The organism is Polymorphospora sp. A560 (assembly GCF_045781765.1).
GTDB lineage: Bacteria > Actinomycetota > Actinomycetes > Mycobacteriales > Micromonosporaceae > Polymorphospora > Polymorphospora lycopeni.
Window position 1 is genome coordinate 903,091 of record NZ_CP122282.1, and the last position, 20,310, is coordinate 923,400.

General features: G+C 72.0%; 20 protein-coding genes. 10 read left to right on the forward strand and 10 right to left on the reverse strand.

The genetic code is table 11. The annotated features are described in order from the left end of the window. Positions 1-50: 50 nt before the first annotated feature. On the reverse strand, positions 51-638 hold the full coding sequence (locus QCD66_RS04255) for a DUF4190 domain-containing protein (protein WP_364215722.1): 588 nt from the start codon (positions 636-638) through the stop codon (positions 51-53). Between the two features lie 28 nt (positions 639-666). Further along, positions 667-957, reverse strand: coding sequence for a CD225/dispanin family protein (locus QCD66_RS04260; RefSeq protein WP_357533954.1), 291 nt, complete (start codon positions 955-957; stop codon positions 667-669). Between the two features lie 228 nt (positions 958-1,185). Here QCD66_RS04260 and purN point away from each other — a divergent pair, with 228 nt between their 5' ends. From purN to mdh, 5 genes are all read left to right on the forward strand, one after another. Then, on the forward strand, positions 1,186-1,806 hold the full coding sequence (gene purN, locus QCD66_RS04265; protein WP_357533952.1) for a phosphoribosylglycinamide formyltransferase: 621 nt from the start codon (positions 1,186-1,188) through the stop codon (positions 1,804-1,806). Then, positions 1,803-3,371, forward strand: a complete 1,569-nt coding sequence (gene purH / locus QCD66_RS04270) for a bifunctional phosphoribosylaminoimidazolecarboxamide formyltransferase/IMP cyclohydrolase (RefSeq protein WP_375736239.1) — start codon at positions 1,803-1,805, stop codon at positions 3,369-3,371. Before purN ends, purH begins: the two co-directional genes overlap by 4 nt. A 530-nt stretch (positions 3,372-3,901) precedes the next feature. Further along, a complete protein-coding gene (locus QCD66_RS04275) occupies positions 3,902-4,762 on the forward strand; it encodes a bifunctional methylenetetrahydrofolate dehydrogenase/methenyltetrahydrofolate cyclohydrolase (protein WP_357533949.1) in 861 nt (286 codons plus the stop codon). Positions 4,763-4,887: 125 nt separating this feature from the next. Further along, positions 4,888-6,096 carry a peptidoglycan DD-metalloendopeptidase family protein gene (locus QCD66_RS04280; RefSeq protein ID WP_375736240.1) on the forward strand — a complete coding sequence of 403 codons (1,209 nt, stop codon included), beginning with the start codon at positions 4,888-4,890 and terminating at the stop codon, positions 6,094-6,096. A gap of 72 nt (positions 6,097-6,168) precedes the next feature. Further along, on the forward strand, positions 6,169-7,119 hold the full coding sequence (gene mdh, locus QCD66_RS04285) for a malate dehydrogenase (protein ID WP_375736241.1): 951 nt from the start codon (positions 6,169-6,171) through the stop codon (positions 7,117-7,119). Positions 7,120-7,170: 51 nt separating this feature from the next. Here mdh and QCD66_RS04290 read toward each other — a convergent pair whose 3' ends face one another. Further along, positions 7,171-7,995, reverse strand: a complete 825-nt coding sequence (locus QCD66_RS04290; RefSeq protein WP_375736242.1) for an MBL fold metallo-hydrolase — start codon at positions 7,993-7,995, stop codon at positions 7,171-7,173. Positions 7,996-8,115: 120 nt separating this feature from the next. On the opposite strand from QCD66_RS04290, the gene QCD66_RS04295 reads away from it, so the two are divergent. After that, a complete protein-coding gene (locus QCD66_RS04295; RefSeq protein WP_212822778.1) occupies positions 8,116-9,333 on the forward strand; it encodes an NADP-dependent isocitrate dehydrogenase in 1,218 nt (405 codons plus the stop codon). Positions 9,334-9,653: 320 nt separating this feature from the next. Here QCD66_RS04295 and QCD66_RS04300 read toward each other — a convergent pair whose 3' ends face one another. After that, positions 9,654-10,097, reverse strand: a complete 444-nt coding sequence (locus QCD66_RS04300) for a hypothetical protein (protein WP_375736243.1) — start codon at positions 10,095-10,097, stop codon at positions 9,654-9,656. Positions 10,098-10,258: 161 nt separating this feature from the next. On the opposite strand from QCD66_RS04300, the gene QCD66_RS04305 reads away from it, so the two are divergent. After that, positions 10,259-11,035 carry a class I SAM-dependent methyltransferase gene (locus QCD66_RS04305; RefSeq protein WP_375736244.1) on the forward strand — a complete coding sequence of 259 codons (777 nt, stop codon included), beginning with the start codon at positions 10,259-10,261 and terminating at the stop codon, positions 11,033-11,035. On the opposite strand, the gene galT is transcribed toward QCD66_RS04305, so the two are convergent. The 3 genes from galT to QCD66_RS04320 form a co-directional block, all read right to left on the reverse strand. After that, the gene (gene galT, locus QCD66_RS04310; protein WP_375736245.1) at positions 11,032-12,102 is read right to left on the reverse strand and encodes a galactose-1-phosphate uridylyltransferase; all 1,071 of its coding nucleotides are present in this window, start codon (positions 12,100-12,102) and stop codon (positions 11,032-11,034) included. The genes QCD66_RS04305 and galT overlap by 4 nt on opposite strands. A gap of 116 nt (positions 12,103-12,218) precedes the next feature. Next, the gene (locus QCD66_RS04315; protein WP_364216214.1) at positions 12,219-13,139 is read right to left on the reverse strand and encodes a glycosyltransferase; all 921 of its coding nucleotides are present in this window, start codon (positions 13,137-13,139) and stop codon (positions 12,219-12,221) included. Beyond that, a complete protein-coding gene (locus QCD66_RS04320; protein ID WP_364215750.1) occupies positions 13,139-14,116 on the reverse strand; it encodes a sulfotransferase in 978 nt (325 codons plus the stop codon). Before QCD66_RS04320 ends, QCD66_RS04315 begins: the two co-directional genes overlap by 1 nt. A 61-nt stretch (positions 14,117-14,177) precedes the next feature. Here QCD66_RS04320 and QCD66_RS04325 point away from each other — a divergent pair, with 61 nt between their 5' ends. Next, positions 14,178-15,047, forward strand: a complete 870-nt coding sequence (locus QCD66_RS04325) for a WecB/TagA/CpsF family glycosyltransferase (protein WP_364215753.1) — start codon at positions 14,178-14,180, stop codon at positions 15,045-15,047. Between the two features lie 54 nt (positions 15,048-15,101). On the opposite strand, the gene QCD66_RS04330 is transcribed toward QCD66_RS04325, so the two are convergent. After that, on the reverse strand, positions 15,102-15,767 hold the full coding sequence (locus QCD66_RS04330) for a glycosyl hydrolase (RefSeq protein ID WP_407567006.1): 666 nt from the start codon (positions 15,765-15,767) through the stop codon (positions 15,102-15,104). 143 nt (positions 15,768-15,910) lie between these two features. Here QCD66_RS04330 and QCD66_RS04335 point away from each other — a divergent pair, with 143 nt between their 5' ends. Both QCD66_RS04335 and QCD66_RS04340 read left to right on the forward strand, forming a co-directional pair. Further along, positions 15,911-17,044: an IS701 family transposase gene (locus tag QCD66_RS04335; RefSeq protein ID WP_407567234.1), complete on the forward strand. Its 1,134-nt coding sequence runs from the start codon at positions 15,911-15,913 to the stop codon at positions 17,042-17,044. A gap of 5 nt (positions 17,045-17,049) precedes the next feature. Further along, the gene (locus QCD66_RS04340) at positions 17,050-17,208 is read left to right on the forward strand and encodes a hypothetical protein (RefSeq protein WP_375737403.1); all 159 of its coding nucleotides are present in this window, start codon (positions 17,050-17,052) and stop codon (positions 17,206-17,208) included. A 377-nt stretch (positions 17,209-17,585) separates the two neighbouring features. Here the strand turns inward: QCD66_RS04340 and QCD66_RS04345 are convergent, their stop codons facing one another. Both QCD66_RS04345 and QCD66_RS04350 read right to left on the reverse strand, forming a co-directional pair. Further along, positions 17,586-18,386, reverse strand: coding sequence for a methyltransferase domain-containing protein (locus QCD66_RS04345; protein ID WP_364215759.1), 801 nt, complete (start codon positions 18,384-18,386; stop codon positions 17,586-17,588). 69 nt (positions 18,387-18,455) lie between these two features. Further along, positions 18,456-20,282 (reverse strand): lipopolysaccharide biosynthesis protein, encoded by a 1,827-nt coding sequence (locus QCD66_RS04350; RefSeq protein WP_407567007.1) that lies wholly within the window; start codon positions 20,280-20,282, stop codon positions 18,456-18,458. Positions 20,283-20,310 lie beyond the last annotated feature (28 nt).

Genomic DNA, 20,310 nt, shown 5'->3' on the forward strand with positions numbered 1-20,310 from the left:
AAGGGCGCCCCGGCCATGGTGGCCGGAACGCCCTCGACGTGCTGCGACGATCAGGTGAAGCTCGGACCCAGGTCGATCATCTGGCCGATGATGACCATGATGATCGCCAGGACGATGCTCGACGCACCGCAGATCAGAGCGGCCATGGCCTGGCCACGGTTGCTGGCCTGCCCCTGGTCGGCCTTGTTCTTGCCGAGGAAGCCGAGCACGATCGCGCCGACGCCGAGCGGCAGGCTGAACAGGCCGCAGCAGAACGCCAGCGGCAACGCCACGATGCCGACGATCATGCCGATCAGGCCGAGCGTGTTGTTCTGCGAGGACGCGGGCGCGCCGTAGGAGGCCGCCGGGTAGCCCGGCGCGGCGCCGTACGGCTGGCCCGAGGTCGGCTGCTGCTGGGCGTACGGGTCCTGGTACGACGGCTGGCCGTAGGGGTCGCCGGACACCGGCTGGCCGTACGGGTCACCGGACACCGGCTGGCCGTAGGCCGGCTGCCCCGAGGTCGGCTGGCCGTAGGGCTGGCCGGAGGTGGGCTGGCCGTACGGCTGCTGCGGCTGCGCGTACGGGTCCTGGTACTGCGGCGCATTCGGGTCCTGCGGCTGCTTGCCGTATGGATCCTGGCCGGGATAGCCGGGCTGCATGGGCACTCCTTGTTCGGCGGACTATTTCTCAGACTGTGCTAGAGGCTATCGAGCCCGCCATCACCACGAAGTAGATGACGCAGCAGATGATGCTGATCACGTACCACGAGATGCCGACGATCAGGGCGAGTTTCGACCACTTCCGGGACTCCGCGGCCGCCGCCTGGGCGCCCATGAAGTCGCCCTGCTGAAGCAGTTGGTTGACCTTGGAGGCGTTGATGATGGCCGGAATGGCCAGCGGCCAGAACAGGAAGATCGAGACGATGGACATCGTCATGTTGTTGTCCACCTGGTGCGGTGGGTGCGAGGGGTAGCCCACGGAACCTGCTCCTTGACGATTCACTGTCGGGTCGGACATCGATGCCCGAGCGTCCGGCAGCGTACCCGGTCGTGGCGACAATTCGGCACCAACTATCAGGCGACATGCAGCTCCGTGCATCGCCTCGCATCAGCCGTCCGGCAGCCGGGTTCCGCCGGTGCGGTGCCCGCCGGCCGGGCGCGCGGGGCGCGAAAAGGTCGTCGTGACCTGGCCGGTAGGGTGCTCTGCGTGACCGACCGCGCGCCAGCCGCCCGCCTCGTCGTCCTCGTCTCCGGATCCGGAAGCAACCTCCAGGCCCTGCTCGACGCGTGCGCCGATCCCGCGTACGGGGCCCGGGTCGTGGCCGTCGGCGCGGACCGGGACGGGATCGCCGGGCTCGACCGGGCGGCCGCCGCCGGGGTCCCGACCTTCGTCGAGCGGGTCCGCGACCACGCCGACCGCGCCGACTGGGACCGGGCGCTCACCGCACAGGTCGCCGAGCACAAGCCCGACCTGGTGATCTCGGCGGGCTTCCTGAAGCTGGTCGGCACCGACTTCCTCGCCTCCTTCGGCGACCGCTACCTCAACACCCACAACTCGCTGCTGCCCGCGTTCCCGGGCATCCACGGCCCCCGCGACGCGCTCGCCTACGGCGTGAAGCTGGCCGGCGCGACGCTGTTCTTCGTCGACGCCGGGGTCGACACCGGGCCGATCATCGCCCAGGTCGCGGTGCCGGTGCTGCCCGACGACGTCGAGGAAACCCTCACCGAACGGATCAAGGAAGCCGAGCGGCGGCAGCTCGTCGACAGCGTCGGCCGGCTGGTCCGCGAGGGCTGGACCATCACCGGAAGAAAGGTCACGATTCCATGAACGCCGCGCCGGACGGCCGCCGCCCGATCAAGCGGGCGCTGGTCAGCGTGTACGACAAGACCGGGCTGACCGAGCTGGCCCAGGCGCTGCACGCGGCCGGGGTCGAGATCGTCTCCACCGGTTCGACCGCGTCGACCATCGAGGGCGCCGGTGTCCCGGTGACCCGGGTGGAGGAGCTGACCGGCTTCCCGGAGTGCCTCGACGGGCGGGTCAAGACCCTGCACCCGCGGGTGCACGCCGGCCTGCTCGCCGACCTGCGGCTGGAGTCGCACACCGATCAGCTCGCCGAGCTGGGGATCGCGCCGTTCGACCTGCTGGTCTCCAACCTCTACCCGTTCCAGGAGACGGTGGCGTCCGGCGCCGACGTCGACGGCTGCGTCGAGCAGATCGACATCGGCGGGCCGGCGATGGTCCGGGCCGCCGCCAAGAATCACCCGTCCGTGGCGGTCGTGACGTCGGTGACGGCGTACCCGATGCTCTTCGCCGCCCTGGCCGACGGTGGTTTCACCCTCGCCCAGCGCCGGCTGCTCGCCGCACGGGCCTTCGCCGACATCGCCGAGTACGACGTCGCCGTCGCCGCCTGGTGCGCCCGGGTGCTGGCCCCCGACGAGGAGTGGGCGCCGCGCTTCGCCGGCCTGGCGCTGCGCCGCTCGGCCACGCTGCGGTACGGCGAGAACCCGCACCAGCAGGCCGCGCTCTACCTCGACCCGGACGCCCCCGCCGGACTCGCCCAGGCCGAGCAGTTGCACGGCAAGGAGATGTCCTACAACAACTACGTCGACGCCGACGCGGCGTGGCGGGCCGCCCACGACTTCACCGAGCCGACGGTGGCGATCATCAAGCACGCCAACCCGTGCGGGATCGCGGTCGGTGCCGATGTCGCCGAGGCACACCGCAAGGCGCACGCCTGTGACCCGGTGTCGGCGTTCGGCGGCGTCATCGCGGTCAACGCGCCGATCACCGTCGAACTGGCCAAGCAGGTCGCCGAGATCTTCACCGAGGTGGTGGTGGCCCCGGCCTACGAGGACGGCGCGGTCGAGGTGCTGTCCGGCAAGAAGAACATCCGCCTGCTGAAGGCGCCCGCCTGGCGGCCGGCGCCGGTCGAGTGGCGGCAGGTCAGCGGGGGAGTGCTGACCCAGACGGCCGACCGGGTGGACGCCCCCGGCGACGACCCCGCCACCTGGCGGCTGGTCGCGGGCGAGGCCGCCGCCGACGACGTACTGCAGGACCTGGCATTCGCCTGGCGGGCGGTGCGCGCGGTCAAGTCCAACGCGATCCTGCTGGCCGCCGACGGGGCGACCGTCGGGGTCGGGATGGGCCAGGTCAACCGGGTCGACGCCGCGCACCTGGCGGTGTCGCGGGCCGGTGCCGAGCGGGCGCGCGGGGCGGTCGCCGCCTCCGACGCGTTCTTCCCGTTCCCCGACGGCCTGCAGGTGCTGCTCGACGCCGGGGTCCGCGCGGTCGTGCAGCCCGGCGGATCGCTACGCGACGAGGAGGTGATCGCGGCGGCGCAGGCGGCCGGCGTGACCCTCTACCTGACCGGCACCCGCCACTTCTTCCACTGACCGTGAGCATGGCGGGGTCGGTTCATCAGTGGTGAGCTGATGCGGGTGGTGTGGGCGGTGACTCTTGCTCTGACTTGCTTCGTGCCTTGGGCTCGACTTGTCCGCCCGCTACCGCCGGCACGTTTGGCCTGGTCAGGAGCTTGACCGCCAGTCAGTGGCTGGCGTGTCTCGGCACAGTGGCGAACTGCTCGCCGCAGGCCCGATACCACTGTCCCGCCCCCACAGCGAATTCGCTGTGGACCGTGCAACACAACTTGGGGTCCTTCCTCGGCAAACCGTCAGGGCACCCGTGATCGTCTGCTGCCCAGCAGTTCGACACGCCGTACGGACAACCGCGGAACAACTAACGATCACCACACACACCGCCGCCCCGCAACCGCCGGGGCGGCCCACCGACGCCCGCCGTGGGGGCTGCTCGATCGCGTTGTATCACCTTGATCAGTGCGCCGTCCGCGCCGGCGTGGCCTCCTGGTGGGCGGGATCTTGGGGGGTTCGCCGGGTCGGTGCCGGCCGCGTGAGACGATCCGGACGTGACGGCGAACCTTCTGGACGGCAAGGCCACCGCGGCGGCGATCAAGGACGAGTTGCGGGGGCGGGTCAAGGCCCTCGCCGAGCGGGGCATCGTCCCCGGGCTCGGCACGGTGCTGGTCGGGGAGGACCCCGGCTCGCAGGCGTACGTCAACGGCAAGCACCGCGATTGCGCCGAGGTCGGCATCGCCTCGATCCGGCGCGAGCTGCCCGCTGACGCCACCCAGGACCAGGTCGACGAGGTGGTGGCCGAGCTCAACGCCGACCCGGCGTGCCACGGCTACATCGTGCAGCTGCCGCTGCCCGGGCAGATCGACACCCAGCGGGTGCTCGAGTCGATCGCCCCAGACAAGGACGCCGACGGGCTGCACCCGGTCAACCTCGGCCGGCTGGTGCTCGGCTACGACGCCCCGCTACCGTGCACCCCGCGCGGAATCGTCGAGCTGCTGCGCCGGTACGACGTGCCGCTGCGGGGCGCCGAGGTGGCGGTCGTCGGGCGGGGCAACACCGTCGGCCGGCCGCTCGGGCTGCTGCTGACCCGGCGCAGCGAGAACGCGACCGTGACCCTGTGCCACACCGGCACCCTCGACCTGGCCGCGCACACCCGGGCGGCCGACATCGTGATCGTCGCGGCCGGCGTACCCGGTCTGCTCACCGCCGAGATGGTCCGGCCGGGGGCGGTGGTCATCGACGTCGGGATCACCCGGGTCGTCGGCGCCGACGGCAAGGGGCACTACACCGGCGACGTCGACGCCGAGGTGCGCGAGGTGGCCGGCGCGATCGCGCCGATGCCCGGCGGGGTCGGCCCGATGACCCGGGCGATGCTGCTGACGAACGTCGTGGAGCGCGCCGAACGCTCCTGACCTCCCTCGCCCTGGCCCCGCGATCTTGCACTTGTCTCCTCCCTTTGCCCTGTTTGGGAGGTGATATGGGCAAGATCGCGGCGTGGCGACCCGGGACGCGTGTCTGATTTGGTAACTATGAGGGGATGCGAACCCCTATCGCGTCTTTTGTAGTCATCGTGCTGGTCGCCGGCATCCCGGCGCCCGTGCGCGCCGCAACGCCCGCCGACCTCGCCGGCGCGGTCGCCGCCCACCTGCGCGACGGGCAACTCCGTACCCAGCAGTCGCGGGCCGAGCAGCGGCAGGGCGGACCCGTCCCGTCCGTCGCCGACCCGGACCCCGACGTCGTCGTCGCGCGCAGCACCGACGAGCACGGGTTCGGCAGCGTGGTCGTACGGGCACCCGCGGCCGCCGGGGCGTACCCCTTGGGGTGGCTCTTCGTGGCCCGGCGTGCGGGCGGTGCGTGGCGGGTCGCGGTCGAGGGCGAGCCGGCGTTCGCCGAACTCAGCGCCGGTTCGACGATCCTGCGCGAGGACGAACGCCGCATTCTCGGCCGGGCCGGCGAGCGGTCCGAGGTCGGCCCGCTGTCGGTGAGCCCGGCCGACCGGCGCACCGGGATGCGGCTGCCGTACGCGGTCGGCCAGTCGTGGCGCTACACCGGCGGTCCGCACCCGATGAACGGCGGCGTACGCAGCTCGGTCGACTTCGCCGGCGGCGACGGCCGGGTGCTGGCCGCCCGCGCCGGACTGGCGTACACCATGTGCGGCTCCGGCAAGGGCTGGATCCGGGTGGTGCACGACCGGGGCTTCGCCACCGACTACTACCACCTCGCCGGCAACATCCAGGCCGACGGCCGGGCGGTCAAGGAGGGCGACTTCCTCGGCAACATCGGCAACGACGTCTCCTGCGGCGGCTCGTCCACCGGCGCGCACGTGCACTTCTCCCTGCGCCGGAACAACGCGTACGTGCCGATCGACCGTTACAACTTCGGCAAGTGGGTCATCTCGGCCTCCGGCGCCGACTACAGCGGCTCGGCCTGGCACGGCTCCCGGCGGGTCGACGTGGGCGGGACGCTGCACAACCACGGTGTGCTCGGATTCACACAGGGGGTCGTCGACACCGACGGCGGCACCGTCCTCAACCGCCGCTCCGGGCCCGGCGCCAACCATCCCGTGGCGGGTACGGTCGCCGACGGCGCGACGGTCACCGTCGAGTGTTCCGCCCGGGGTACGCGTCACGTGGGCCGGAACGGGTACAGCAGCGACCTGTGGAACAAACTGACCGACGGAACCTGGGTCAGCGACGTGTTTCTATGGACCGGCACGGGTGACCCAGTCAACGGCCTGTGCCCCTAGCCCGGCGGGGCCCCGCCCTGACTGGTACGGTCCGCCCAAACAAGCCTTCCGGTATCAGAGAGTGAGACGACCATGGGCAAGAAGGTCACCGTCGTCGGCGCCGGCTTCTACGGCTCGACGACCGCGCAGCGCCTCGCCGAGTACGACGTCTTCGACACGGTCGTGCTCACCGACATCGTCGAGGGCAAGCCCGAGGGCCTCGCCCTCGACCTCAACCAGTCCCGGTCGATCGAGGGCTTCGAGACCAAGATCGTCGGCGCGACCACCGGCCCGAACGGCGAGGGCTACGAGGCCATCGAGGGCTCCGACGTCGTCGTCATCACCGCCGGCCTGCCCCGCAAGCCCGGCATGAGCCGGATGGACCTGCTCGAGGTCAACGCCAAGATCGTTCGGAGCGTGGCGGAGAACGTCGCCAAGTACGCCCCGAACGCCGTCGTCATCGTCGTCTCCAACCCGCTCGACGAGATGACCGCCCTGGCCCAGCTCGCCACCCAGTTCCCGAAGAACCGGGTCCTCGGCCAGGCCGGCATGCTCGACACCGCCCGCTTCACCAACTTCGTCGCCGAGACGCTCGCCGTACCGGTCAACACGGTGAAGACGCTGACCCTCGGATCGCACGGCGACACCATGGTGCCGGTGCCCTCGCAGAGCAGCGTCAACGGCAAGCCGCTGGCCGACGTGCTCCCGACCGACAAGATCGAAGAGCTGGTCGTCCGGACCCGCAACGGCGGCGCCGAGGTGGTGGCCCTGCTCAAGACGGGCTCCGCCTACTACGCCCCGTCCGCCGCCGCCGCCCGGATGGCCAAGGCCGTCGCGGAGGACTCCGGCGCGGTCATGCCGGTCTGCGCCTGGGTCGACGGCGAGTACGGCATCTCCGGCGTCTACCTCGGCGTCGAGGCCGAGATCGGTGCCGAGGGTGTCAAGAAGGTCGTCGAGACCGAGCTGACCGACAACGAGCTGGCCGACCTCAAGGCCGCCGCCGAGGCCGTACGCGCCAAGCAGCAGGACGTCGCGGGCATGTGAGCCGCCGGTCCGGACCGCCGCATCCCGCCCGGGGTGCGGCGGTCCGTCGTTTCAGGTGGCAGGTTCGGTAGGGGCGCCGAGCGTGATGAACGGATCGGTCAGGTGCGGGGTCGCCAGGACCGCCGAGGGGCGCGCGGCCAGGTCGCGCAGCAGCGTCTCCCGCGACACCCGGGCCGTTTCGGGGTACACCTCGTGCGCGTACGGCTGCGCCGGATCGATCAACTGCACCGGGTGCACGAGCAGGTCACCGGTGAGCAGTACCCTTTTCCCGCCCTCTTGCAGCAACACCGACTGGTGGCCCGGCGTGTGCCCGGGCGTCGCGACGACCCGTACCCCCGGGGTGAGTTGTCGGTCACCCTCGACCACGTGCAGTTGGCCCGTCGCCGCCAGCGGATCCAGCAGGTACGCCGCCAGTTCCGGGTTCGCGGCCCGGACCGCCGCCAACTCCGCATCCTGCACGACGTAGCGGGCGTTGGCGAAGTGCGGCGCGCCGCCGGTCACCGCCCACCCCACATGGTCGGTGTGCAGGTGGGTCAGTACGACGGTGTCCACCTCCGCCGGGTCGATGCCCGCCGCCGCCAGTTCGTCGGGCAGTCGCCCGGGCACCGGAGCCCAGGCCCGGGCCGGTGCCTCGGCCGGGCCGATGCCGGCGTCGACCATGACCACCCGGCCGTCGTCGAACCGGATCGCGAAGCACCGGAACCGCAGCCACCACTGCCCGTCAGCGCTCACCGTGCCCGGGTCGTACTCGTCCGCCCGGCGCCATAACTCGGCCGTGACCCGCGGGAACGCGGTGGACCGGGGTTCGAAGAACGGCCCTTCACCGTCCGTCAGGGCGATCAGGGTGGCGGACCCGAAGCGGCGGCTGACCGGCATCGCGCCATCCTGTCATCCGTGGTTGGCGGTGGGCGCTTGCCGGACCTGCCTGAGCGCCCTCACGTGCATCCAGTACGCTCGTACTGCTAGTACTGAGGTTCCCGAGAGGAGCGCCGGCCGATGGCGAAGATCAAGGTAGCGAACCCGGTCGTCGAACTCGACGGCGACGAGATGACCCGGATCATCTGGAAGCAGATCCGGGAGCAGTTGATCCTGCCCTACCTCGACGTCGAACTCGACTACTACGACCTGTCGATCCAGTACCGTGACCAGACCGACGACCAGGTGACCATCGACTCCGCGAACGCCATCAAGCGGCACGGCGTCGGCGTCAAGTGCGCCACCATCACCCCCGACGAGGCCCGCGTCGAGGAGTTCGGCCTCAAGAAGATGTGGCGGTCGCCGAACGGCACCATCCGTAACATCCTCGGCGGCGTCGTCTTCCGCGAGCCGATCATCATGTCCAACGTGCCGCGGCTCGTCCCGGGCTGGACCAAGCCGATCATCATCGGCCGGCACGCCCACGGCGACCAGTACAAGGCCACCGACTTCGTCGTACCCGGCCCCGGCTCGGTCACCGTCACCTACACCCCGGCCGACGGTGGCGCCCCGATCGAGATGGAGGTCGCCAACTTCTCCGGCGGCGGCGTCGCGATGGGCATGTACAACTTCGACGAGTCGATCCGCGACTTCGCCCGCGCCTCGATGCGCTACGGCCTCGACCGCGGCTACCCGGTCTACCTGTCGACGAAGAACACCATCCTCAAGGCGTACGACGGCCGCTTCAAGGACATCTTCGCCGAGGTCTTCGAGGCCGAGTTCAAGGCCGAGTTCGACGCCGCCGGCATCACCTACGAGCACCGGCTGATCGACGACATGGTCGCCGCCGCGCTGAAGTGGGAGGGCGGCTTCGTCTGGGCCTGCAAGAACTACGACGGTGACGTCCAGTCCGACACGGTCGCGCAGGGCTTCGGCTCGCTCGGCCTGATGACGTCGGTCCTGATGACCCCGGACGGTCGTACGGTCGAGGCCGAGGCCGCCCACGGCACCGTCACCCGGCACTACCGGCAGTGGCAGAAGGGCGAGAAGACCTCGACCAACCCGATCGCCTCGATCTTCGCCTGGACCCGGGGCCTCGCCCACCGCGGCAAGCTCGACAACACCCCGGCGGTCACCGACTTCGCCAACACGCTGGAGCAGGTCTGCATCGAGACCGTCGAAGGCGGCCAGATGACCAAGGACCTCGCGCTGCTGATCTCCCGCGACGCGCCGTGGCTGACCACCGACGAGTTCATGAACGCTCTCGACGAGAACCTGGCGCGCAAGCTCGGCGCCTGACCAGCACCTCGGAAAATGCCCGCCGGCGGTTCGCCGGCGGGCATTTTCGTGCTTCCGGCCGCTCTGTCCGTGGTCGCCGTTCCGGCGCCAGGGGCGACGTCGGACGCCGCCAGCGATCGACACCGAGCGTTACCGCGGATACGCCGCTGTCGTTGTACGGGGTGGACGCGATGCCAGTCGCGTCCGGGGGAGCGAAGCCGGTCGAGGACGCCCGACCGGGACGCCGGCCCGGCCAGCTCCCCGGCTGTGCCGCACAGCCTGCCGTCCCTTCCCATTGCGGGGGGCCCTGTCCCGGGCCCCCCGCAGCCCTGACCGCTCGCTCAGCAGAGTTGGCTTCCGCAGTACCGGTTGACCGTGGCGTAGGCGGTCTGCGTGCGGCTCTGCCCGTTCTGCGTGTAGGTCACGGTCGCTTCGATCGACGAGTCGGAATGGCCGGATACCCAGACCGAGCACGTGGGCGACGTCGCGGTGCAGCCGGTGTTGATCGACTGGTAGGGGCCGCTGACGCTCCAGGCGAAGGTGTAGCTTCCGGACGTGTTCTGCACCGCGAAACCGACGTTGTAGGTGCTGGCCGGCGCGCTGTTGTTGCAGTAGGTGTTCCAGGTGAAAACGACGCCCGGGGCGATGCGGCAGCCGAAGGTTTCCTGGCCGATGGCGGCGGCGGGTGTGGCGCCGGCGAGCGTGAACGTGGTCGCCGCGACCACGCAGGCGGCGACGCTGGCAAGGACGGAACGAATGCGCGGGCGCTTCATGGGCCGCTCCATTCTGTGGTCGGGTGAGTCGACCCTAGTGATCGCTGTCCTTGTCGGGCAATGATGAAAATAAATGGCTATTGGTAATGCCATCCAGGTGCTGACAAGTCATGAATTGCGCCGAAGGCGCCGCAGGCACCCCCGGACGAGCGCGTTGCCGTACGGTGTTCGCCATGGCGGAACGGGTTCGGGCCAGGGTGTTCGGTGAGGTGGCCGACGAATACGACCGGATCCGGCCCGGCTATCCGGCGGCGCTTGTCGACGACGTCCTCGACCATGCCCGGCTGGCCGGCGCGCCCGCCCTGGAGGTCGGCGCCGGCACGGGCAGGGCGACCGTGGCGTTCGCCGAGCGCGGGGTCGCCGTCACCGCGCTCGAGCCCGACGGGGCGATGGCCGAGGTGCTGCGCCGCCGCGTGGCGGATCGGCCGGACGTGACGGTTGCGGTCACCGCCTTCGAGGACTACCGGCCGGCCCGGCCGTTCGGCCTGCTGTTCAGCGCGCAGGCCTGGCACTGGACAGAGCCGGCGGTGCGCTGGCGGCGGGCCGCCGCGGCCCTGGCCCCCGGCGGGACGCTCGCCCTGTTCTGGAACGGCGACCGGCCGGCCGACCCGGAGGTGACGGCCACGCTGCTCGACCTGCACCGTAGGCGCGCACCCCAGATCCTGCCCGACGTCGAACCGGTCCACGACTCGCCGCTCGCGGCCGCCTGGCCACGCGAGGAACTGGTGGCGCAGACCGACTTCGGTGACCTGTCCGAGCGCCTCTACCGGTGGGAGCGGACGCTGACGGCGCAGGACTACACGGCGAACCTGTCCACCCACTCGGCATACCGGATGCTCGACGAGGGCACCCGGGTCGGGCTCTTCCGGGCGATCACCGACGTGCTCGGGGAGCGGATCGTCGTCAGCATGGCCACGGCGCTGTACCTGGCCCGCCGGCTGGACAACTAGCGCAGCATGGCCGCCGCCTGTTCGGGGCGGATGTCGTTGATGAAGACGCCCATCGCCGACTCGGAGCCGGCGAGATACTTCAGCTTGTCGGCGGCGCGGCGGACGCTGAACAGTTGCAGGTGCAGGTAGCCGAGGTCGCGGTCGACGCGTACCGGGGCCTGGTGCCAGGCCGAGATGTACGGCATCGGCTTGTCGAAGAGCTGGTCGAAGCGGCGCAGGACGTCGAGGTAGAGCGGCCCGAAGGCGGCGCGCTCGGCGTCGTCGAGCGCGGGCAGGTCGGGCACCTGCCGGTGCGGTGCGATGTGCACCTCGAACGGCCAGCGGGCGGCGGCGGGGACGTACGCGGTCCAGTGCGCGTTCGACGCCACGACCCGAACGCCGGCGTCCCGTTCGGCGGCGAGTACGTCGGCGAACAGGATGCGTCCGCCGGTGCGCTCGGCGTGCCGCCGGGCCGCGGCCATCATCGCCCGGGTGCGCGGGGTGAGGAACGGGTACGCGTAGATCTGGCCGTGCGGGTGGTGCAGGGTGACGCCGATCTCGACGCCGCGGTTCTCGAAGCAGAAGATCTGCTCGACGCCGGGTAGCTCGGACAGTTCGCCGGTCCGGTCGGCGAGCGCGTCGAGCACGGTGCGGACCCGGGCCGGGGGCAGGGTGGCGAACGACGCGTGGTGGTCGGCGGTGAAGCAGACGACCTCGCACCGGCCGAGGCCGGGTCGGGTCGGGGTGTAGGGCGTCGGCTCCTCGCCGGGCTCGCCGGTGCGGGCGCTCAGGGACGGGAACCGGTTCTCGAACACGGCGACGTCGTAGTCGTACGCCGGGATCTCCGACGACTGGTCCGGTGTGGACGGGCACAGCGGGCACTGGTCGGTCGGTGGCAGGAAGATGCGGGTCTGCCGGTGGGCGGCGATCGCCACCCACTCGTCGAGCAGCGGGTCGTAGCGCAGCTCCGAGGCGGGTGGTGGCGGCGGCAGGTCACGCCGGTCGGGTCCCTCGCGTACGGCGTCGTCGCGTTCGTCGTAGTAGATGAGGTCGCGGCCGTCGGCGAGCCGGACCATCGTGCGCTTCATCGTCGACTCCCGGATTCGAACATCCGCTGGCCCCCAGATCCAAACGTAATCCAACAGATACGCACACTAGCGGCCATCGTGCGGGCGCGGAACGCCGGGCTGCCCCAGCGGTCGGTTCAGATCCCGCGGCCGCGCCGGTGCAGGGTGGCGAGCACGTTCTCCACCCGTACCGCGCCGGTGATCGCGGCGAGGGCGATCGCCGCCCGCGGCTCCCGCCAGTTGGACCGCACCGCCTCCCGGGTCCACCGCCACGCCTCCGCCCGGTTGCCGGTCGCCGCCGACCAGCAGGCCAGCTGCCCGTAGACCCGGGCCGCGCCGGGGCGGCAGCCGCTGATCTCCGGATGCCGGGCCATCATCCAGCGCAACGACGAGATCTTGGTGGCGTACTCGTAGGCGTAGTGCGACGTACGGCCCCAGAGCACGCGTACCAGTGGCTCGTCGACGTGGACGACGGGTGACCGGCGGGCGGCCCGCAACAGCAGGTCCCAGTCCTCGTTCTGGCTGCCCGGCGCGTCCTCCGCGACCAGGCCGATCCGGTCGGGGTCGGTCAGTGCGGCGCGTTCGACGAGGAAACTCGACGAGTGCAGCATCGCCATCCGGGAGCGGGCCAGGTGGTCGACGGTGACCCGGTCGACACCGGCGAGCCGGGGGGTGCGGTGGCCGTCGTACTCGACCTCGATCGCGCACGACGCGAACTCGGCGCCGGACCCGGCGGCGGCCAGGGCGGCCACCTGCCGGCGCAGCTTGTCCGGCGCCCACCGGTCGTCGTCGTCGCAGAACGCGACCAGGTCGGTGTCCAGCGCCACGATCGCGGTGTTCCGGGCGCCGGCGAGGCCGGGGGTACGGCAGTTGCCGAGCACCATCACCGGCACCCCGTCGGTGGTGGCCAGCAGGTAGTCCGGGGCACTGTGGTCGAAGACGACGACCACCCGCAGCCGACCGGGGTAGTCCTGGGTGCGCACGCTCGCCAGCGTCCGGCGTAGCAGTTCGGGGCGGTCGCGGGTCGGGACGACCACGCCGACCGACGGCCACGCGATCACCGCTGGTCACCCGGTGTGGCGGCGACCCCGGTACGCGCCGCGCCGGTCCCGCGCAGCGGATAGCCGTACGCGCGCAGCAGCGGTGCGCAGACCGCGCCGACCAGCCGCCGCTGCCCCGGCGGCAGGGCGGCCATCCAGGTGTCGTCGTGCCGCAGCGGGATCCGGCCGACCTGGAACCGCATCGGGTTGCCCGCCGCGCTGTGCCCGACCCGCAGGTCGGCGTGCGTGCCGGTGACGAAGCCGAGATCGGTGCCGGACAGGTCGACGCCGGTGAAGGCGGCCAGCCGGCGCAGCTCGTCGACCGGCCCGCCGACCAGTTGTTCGTACCGGACCCGCAGGACCGGCACGCCGCGCCGGGCGAGCAGCCCGAAGGCGGCGTTGTGCGCGTTCCAGAGCAGGGCGGAGCGACCGGGCGCGTACCGGGTCATGGTGTCGGCGCCGTCGGTCTCCGGCCGCCCGACGGTCTTGGTCCAGGAGTACGCGACCCCGCGCGCGTCGCGGACGACGTGGGCGACCCGCAGGTCGAGACCGGGTGCCCAGCGCAGGCAGTGGGCGAGCGCGCTGTGCTTGGAGGAGTCGACGACGACGGTGGCGCCGGAGACGTCGGCGGCGGCGGCGTAGACGGCGCGGTAGTAGCCGGCGTACTCCTCGACGAGGCCGCGCAGGTCGTCGGGGAGGCGGCTGCCGGCGAGCCGGGGGATGTGCCGGGTCCGTTCGACGGCCTCCTTCAGCGCCAGCACCCGGTAGACGTCGACCTGGTTCCAGCCGCCGAAGGCGCGTTCGCCGACGAGTTGCCAGAACCGGCAGGCCGAGAAGCGGGCCCCGCAGCCGCATCGTTCGTCGTCGCGGACGTCGCGTTGCCAGAGGTGTACGACCTCGCCCAGAGCGCACACGCCGGGCAGTTCACCCATCAGGCGCTCGACCAGTGTTGTGCCACTTCGCCCTAATCCACCGACAAAGAGAACTACTGCCACTTTTAACCGCCTTCGCTCGTTTCATCGGTATAACGAGCGATCGACCGGTGAGGAGCTTGGTTTGGGGCTGTACGCGACGTTTCGTCGGATAAACGTCGGAGGTACCGACTTCGACGCACTCACCGAGGACCGGGTGGTCGCGATGGTCCGCGACGCGCTGCGCCGGGGAGCCGGCGGCCGGATCATCACCCCCAACGTCGACATCCTCCGGCAGGCCCGGACCGACCCCGGCGTACGCGCCCACCTCGCCGACGCCACCCTCGTCGTCGCCGACGGCATGCCCCTGGTGTGGGCCAGCCAACTCGCCGGCAGCCCCCTGCCGGAGCGGGTCGCCGGTTCCAGCCTGCTCTGGTCGCTGTCGCACGGGCTCGGGCTGGACGGCCGTTCGGTCTTCGTCCTCGGCGGCGACCCGCCGGCCGCCGGGACCGCCGCGGGTGCCGTCCGCGCCGCCCGGCGGATCACCGCCGCCTGCCCCGGCCTGCGCGTGGCCGGCACGCTGAGCCCTCCCTACGGCTTCGACCGCGATCCCGCGCACCTCGACCGGGTCTGCGCCGAGGTGGTGGCCGCCCGGCCCGACCTGGTGCTGGTGGGGCTCGGCTTCCCGAAGCAGGAGCGGATCATCGACCGGCTGCGGGCCCGGATGCCGGCCGCCTGGTTCCTCGGCTGCGGAGCGGCGGTCAACTTCGCGGCCGGCGACCAGGTCCGCGCTCCACTGTGGATGCAGCGGTCCGGTCTGGAGTGGGCGCACCGGCTCGGCACCGAACCCCGCCGCCTCGCCGGCCGCTACCTGCGCCACGACGCCCCGTACGCGCTGCGGCTGCTCGCCACGACGGCGGCGGCCCGGCACGCGGTGTCCCGCCGTACGTCGCCCGGCCGGGCGCTGCCACGCCGGCCGGCGTCGAGGCGGGCGGTGCCGCTGCCGGCGCGCTGACCGGGTGCCGCCCACGCGGCGACCGGGTGCCGCCGGCAGCGGCACCCGGGATGCTCAGCCGCCCGGGTTGAAGTACGGATCGCGGGCCAGTTCGGTGAACGCGGCGAAGGCCGGCGGGTCGTCCGAGAGCTGGAACTGCCCCTTGGGCGGATTGCCGTCCGGATCCGACTCGAAATACGCCACCGCCTTGATCTGCGGGTTCGCCTTGAAGAGCACGACCGCGTCACGCAGCCACGCCGCCCGGTCCGCCGAACCCCACTCCCGGGCCACCCCGAACTCGCCCACGATGATCGGCTTCGGCCGCCGCGCCGCCCAGCGCAGGAACGGGTCCATCAACTCCGCCAGCGGCCGGAACCGCTGGCCGGCGTACACGTCGACGCACGTCCAGTCGACGGCGTCGTCACCGGGATAGAAGTCCGGAGCGTCGCCCCGGACGAAGCCCTCGGCCGTCGGGCACCACACCCAGGAGGCGTTGGTGACCCGTTCCTCGTCGAAGATCCGGCGGGTGTGCCGCCAGGCCGCGACGAAGTCCGGCCCCGACCACATGGTGACGCGCAGGTTCGGCCGGTCCATCTCCCACCGGTAGCGCAGCAGCACCGGGCGCTGTGCGGCGCGTACCCGGCGGGCCTGGGCCCGGATCAGCTCGTCGTGGTGTCCGTCCACGATGGATCTGGTGTCACCGGACGCCCAACTGAGCATGACGGTCACGCCACGGGCCATGAACTCCCGGTCGGTCAGGGTGAGGAACTCCTCGTCGAACCGCCGGTAGGTGTTGACGATGTCGAGCGGGCGGTTAATACTGCAACGGCGTTTCGCAACCTTCTGTGGTTGTCGTAAGTTAGTTCATTGTGGTCAGTGTCGGGTTGGTCGAGTCGTGGGACGTTGAGCTTGGGGATCTGCTGGCGCGGATTGCGGGGCGGTTTTCGCGGGTGGAGTCGCGGAAGCGGGCGTTCGCGTATGTGCGTGGGCTGCTCGCGCCGCTGGAGCGGCGCAACGGGTGGACCCTGGCCGAGCAGGCCGGTGATGGTTCGCCGGACGGGATGCAGGCGTTGCTGTGCAGCCCGTGCTGGGACCGCAACGCGGTGCGGGACGAGGTACGCGACTACGTGGTGGAACACATCGGCGACCCGGACGGGGTGCTGATCGCCGACGAGACCGGTTTCGCCAAGAAGGGCCGAGCCTCGGCGGGGGTTCAGCGGCAGTATTCCGGCACGCTGGGCCGCACGGACAACTGCCAGATCGGGGTGTTTCTGGCCTACGCCACACCGAAGGGTCGGGCGTTGCTCGACCGGGAGTTGTACCTGCCGGTGTCGTGGACTGACGACCGTGCCAGGTGCCGCAAGGCGGCGGTCCCGGACGAGGTCGCCTTCGCGACCAAGCCACAGCAGGCCAGGATGATGCTTGAACGGGCGATCGCCGCGGGTGTGCCGTTCGCCTGGTTCACCGCGGACGAGCTCTACGGGCAGAACCCCGGGTTGCGCGGCTGGCTGGAGGAGCAGGACGTCTCGTATGCGATGGCGACCCGCTGCGATGACGAGGTGGCCTCCGGGCTGCACACCACCACCCGGGTCGACGCGCTGATCGGCAAGGTGCCGGGTGGTGCGTGGCGGCGTATGTCCTGCGGCGACGGGGCGCACGGGCCGCGGGTCTACGACTGGGCCTGGCTGCCGATCCGCCGGCCGTTCCTGCACGGCCGTCGCGGCTGGGTCCTCGCGCGGCGCAGTGTCAGCGACCCGACCGAGATCGCCTACTACGTGTGCTTCGGCAAGCGCGGCACCCGGCTGCGCGAGCTGGTCAGGGTCGCCGGGTCCCGGTGGGCGGTCGAGGAGTCGTTCCAGACTGCGAAGAACGAGGTCGGCCTGGACCAGTACCAGGTCCGCCGCTACGACGCCTGGTACGCCCACATCACCCTGGCCATGCTCGCCGCCGCGTTTTTGGTCGCCACCCGGGCCCGCGAGGTGGCAAAGGGGGCACCGACGACGGCGAGCACACGCTGATCCCGTTGAGCAGCAACGAAATCCGCCGCCTGCTCAGCAAACTCGTCCTCATCGGACGGGCCACGGCCGGACACGTGCTGCACTGGTCCGGCTGGCGTCGCCGCCGACAAGCCCAAGCGAAAGCCAGCCACTACCACAAACACTTCAAAGACCATCGTACGTGACGAACCGCCGTTGCAGTATTAAGCGACTCCTCGTAGCCGGTGATGGCCGCCCGCCGCCCGTCCTGGCCCCAGACCCGGGGCTTGACCCAGGCGCCGAGCCGGGCGCCGGCGGTGGGGGCGGCGACCGGGCCGCTGTCGTACGGGCCGGGGTTGGTGGCGACACCGGCCGGCGGTGCGGCGGTGGGTGCCGGCGGGGCGGGTGCCGCCGTACAGCCGGCCAGCGCGGCGGCGAGCACCACGACCGCGCTCCTGGTCCACCTGCTCATCGGGACTCCTCGTTCTCTGGCACATGAAGATCCGCGTGATCAGGGAGTACGCGGCACAACGCGCCGGCGACGCGCGCGATTTACTCCCTGATCACGCGGATCATGGGGGAGTTACCAGGTGGTGGCGTCGGGGTGGGGCGGCGGCTGGACCCGCGGCGGGGCCACCTGGGGGACGGTGCGGCGGGCCACGTAGAGCACGTTCACGCAGTAGCGGCTCAGGGCCGGGACACGGGTCGCCACGTTGTCGACGACCGTCGCCACCGGGCGCAGCCAGCGCCGGTCGTACCAGCCCCGGGTCAGCACCGAGAATCCGCGCCGCTCCACGATGCTGAAGCCGTACCGCGCCAGCAGCGTCGTCACCTCCTCGTGGGAAAGCTCGGCGAACCACGGCTCGCCCACGTGCCGGCGGTGCCGCAGGTGCCGGGCCGAACCCCGGTTGCCGTGGTTCTCCACCACCAGCAGCCCGGCCTCCTGGTGCGGCAGCACCCGGGCCGCGAACGCGATCGCCCGTTCCCGTACCTCGTCACCGGCGTTGAGCAGCAGCCGGAACACGGTGACGATCGCCGGCGAGTCGGTCGCCACCGGCGACGGCACCGGCCCGGTCGCGTCGACCCGGTGCAGTTCGGCCAGGGCGCCCAGCTCGTCGGCCTTGGCCAGCATCGCCGGCGACGAGTCGTAGCCGTGCGCGCCGCGCACCATGCCGTGCAGCGCCCGCAGTGCCCGCCCGGTCCCGCAGGCGAAGTCGTGCTGCACCGGCCGGCGGGTCTCGAACGACCGCCCGACCAGGTCGCGCAGGTACGCGCGCTGCCGCCGGTTGATCGCCGCCGCGTACCCGTCCGGGGCGTACTCGACGGACTCGTACCGCTCGACGGCGGCGGTGTCCTGGAAGACGTCGGCGTAGTCGTTGCGCAACTTGCTGCTCCTCGGTTCGGTGTCGGGCTGGTCAGTTCGGTGTGGAGCGGACGGTCCTGGTCGGGCTGGTCAGTTCGGTGTCGGGCGGACGGGTCCTGGTCGGTCGGGGCATGCCGGCGGCGGGCTCCTCCGCGCGGCCGGCGGCCGGCGCCGGACCAGGCCGTGGAGTCGGGCCGGGCCGTGGAGTCGGGCCGGGCCGTGGAGTCGGGCCGGGCCGTGGAGCCGGATGGGGGTCGACGGCGCGGCGGCGGCCGTCCGCGGGCGACGGAAGGCGTCCAGGGCGAGCGGGCCGCGCAGCAGCCGTACGCCGGCCAGGTATGCGACGCCGGCCACGGCCACCGCCGTGAGCGCGGCCGCCGGGCCGGTGCCGGCCGCCACCACGAAGATCCGGGGCAGTACGCCGAAACAGCCGACAGCGAGCGCCGCGGCGGCCAGCGTGCCGGGCCCGAACGGGTGCAGCCCGAGCGCCACGCCGACCTGGGCCAGCGGCAGGACGTTGTTGACGGCGACGGCGGCGGCGAGCCCGATCGCGGCCCCGAGCGCCCCGAGGCTGGGGATGAGGGCGAGGTCCAGCACGACGGTCACGGCCAGCGCGAGCGCGATGTTGGCCAGGTTCCAGCTCGTGCGGCCGGCCATCGCGAGCACCATGTCGACCATGCCGCAGCCGGTGGACAGCAGCATGGCACCGGCGAGTACGGCGACGATCGGGCCGCCGTCGCGGTAGGCGTCGCCGAAGAAGCCGAGGTAGAGCGGGGCGTACGTGAGCAGCAGCAGGTAGAGCGGCCAGGTGGCGAGCACCAGCCAGCCGGTGGCCGCCTGGTAGAGCCGCTTGGCGGTGGCCCGGTCGCCGGTGGCCAGCGCCTCGGCGAGCCGGGGCTGTACGGACTGCGAGATCCCCTGGTTGGCGAGCTGCCCGAGCACGACGAACCGTCCGGCGACGGCGTACAGCGCGGCCGCCCCGAGCCCGCCGAGCCCCGCCACGAGCAGCAGGTCGACCCGCTGGAGCGCGAGCTGCCCGACACTCCCCACCGCCCGCGGCCAGTTGAACCCCCAGAACGCCCGCCAGACCCCCTTCTCCACCCGCCGCCGCCCCCCAAGATCCCCGTGATCAGGGAGTACGTCGCCCGGCGCGCCGCCGACCCGCGCGATTTGGTCCCTGATCACCCGGATCTTGGGGGGACCGGGGGGAGTGGGGGGACCGGGGCGGCGGGGGCGCGGGGTGGTGGTCGTGTGGGTGCGGTGCAGGGCGTACCCGGACAGGATGGCGATCGGCAGGTACGGCAGCACCCAGGCCAGCGCGTACGCGGTCAGCGGCATGGCCAGCCACCCGGCGGCGACGGTGGCCGCCGCGATCCCGGCGAGTTGCAGCAGCGGCCGGGCCGCCCGTTCGAGCACCAGCGTCGGTCCCAACCGCCGGTAGCCCCGGGTCGCCGCGAGCGCGGCGTCGGTGAAGGCGGCCAGCGGTACGAACCCGGCCAGCACCCGCAGCCCGGCGGTGTGCTGGGCGACGGTGTCCGGGCCGGCGTCGCCGGCGGTGATCCGGGCCAGGACCGGTGCCGCGACCAGTAGCCCGGCCCCGAGGACGACGGCGACCCCGGCGACCGGGGTGAGGCCGGCCCGCAGGCAGATGCCGAGCAGGTGCCCCTGGCCCCGGGCCCGCAGCCGGGCCGGCCAGTAGACCAGTCCGGTCTGGGTGCCGAGCTTGGCGACCGCGCCGATCAGCACGAAGAGGGCGGTGGCGGCGAAGAACGCGCCGGCCTGTTCGGGGCCGAGGCCGCGGGTCACCAGCCAGGTGACGCCGATCCCGGCGACGGCGGCGAAGCCGGCCCCGGCGATGCCGGCCACCCCGCCCCGGGCCACCGCCCGCACCCCGCCCGTGCCGAAACCACCGTCCACAGGCGAGGACGCCGCAGCGGCCGCGATG

Coding starts and splice junctions, on each gene's coding strand:
- QCD66_RS04300 (WP_375736243.1), bottom strand. CDS start 10,097: ATGGAGCGGCCCATGAAGCGCCCGCGCATTCGTTCCGTCCTTGCCAGC.
- QCD66_RS04305 (WP_375736244.1), top strand. CDS start 10,259: ATGGCGGAACGGGTTCGGGCCAGGGTGTTCGGTGAGGTGGCCGACGAA.
- galT (WP_375736245.1), bottom strand. CDS start 12,102: ATGAAGCGCACGATGGTCCGGCTCGCCGACGGCCGCGACCTCATCTAC.
- QCD66_RS04290 (WP_375736242.1), bottom strand. CDS start 7,995: ATGCCGGTCAGCCGCCGCTTCGGGTCCGCCACCCTGATCGCCCTGACG.
- QCD66_RS04280 (WP_375736240.1), top strand. CDS start 4,888: ATGCGAACCCCTATCGCGTCTTTTGTAGTCATCGTGCTGGTCGCCGGC.
- purH (WP_375736239.1), top strand. CDS start 1,803: ATGAACGCCGCGCCGGACGGCCGCCGCCCGATCAAGCGGGCGCTGGTC.
- QCD66_RS04255 (WP_364215722.1), bottom strand. CDS start 638: ATGCAGCCCGGCTATCCCGGCCAGGATCCATACGGCAAGCAGCCGCAG.
- QCD66_RS04295 (WP_212822778.1), top strand. CDS start 8,116: ATGGCGAAGATCAAGGTAGCGAACCCGGTCGTCGAACTCGACGGCGAC.
- mdh (WP_375736241.1), top strand. CDS start 6,169: ATGGGCAAGAAGGTCACCGTCGTCGGCGCCGGCTTCTACGGCTCGACG.
- QCD66_RS04330 (WP_407567006.1), bottom strand. CDS start 15,767: ATGGCCCGTGGCGTGACCGTCATGCTCAGTTGGGCGTCCGGTGACACC.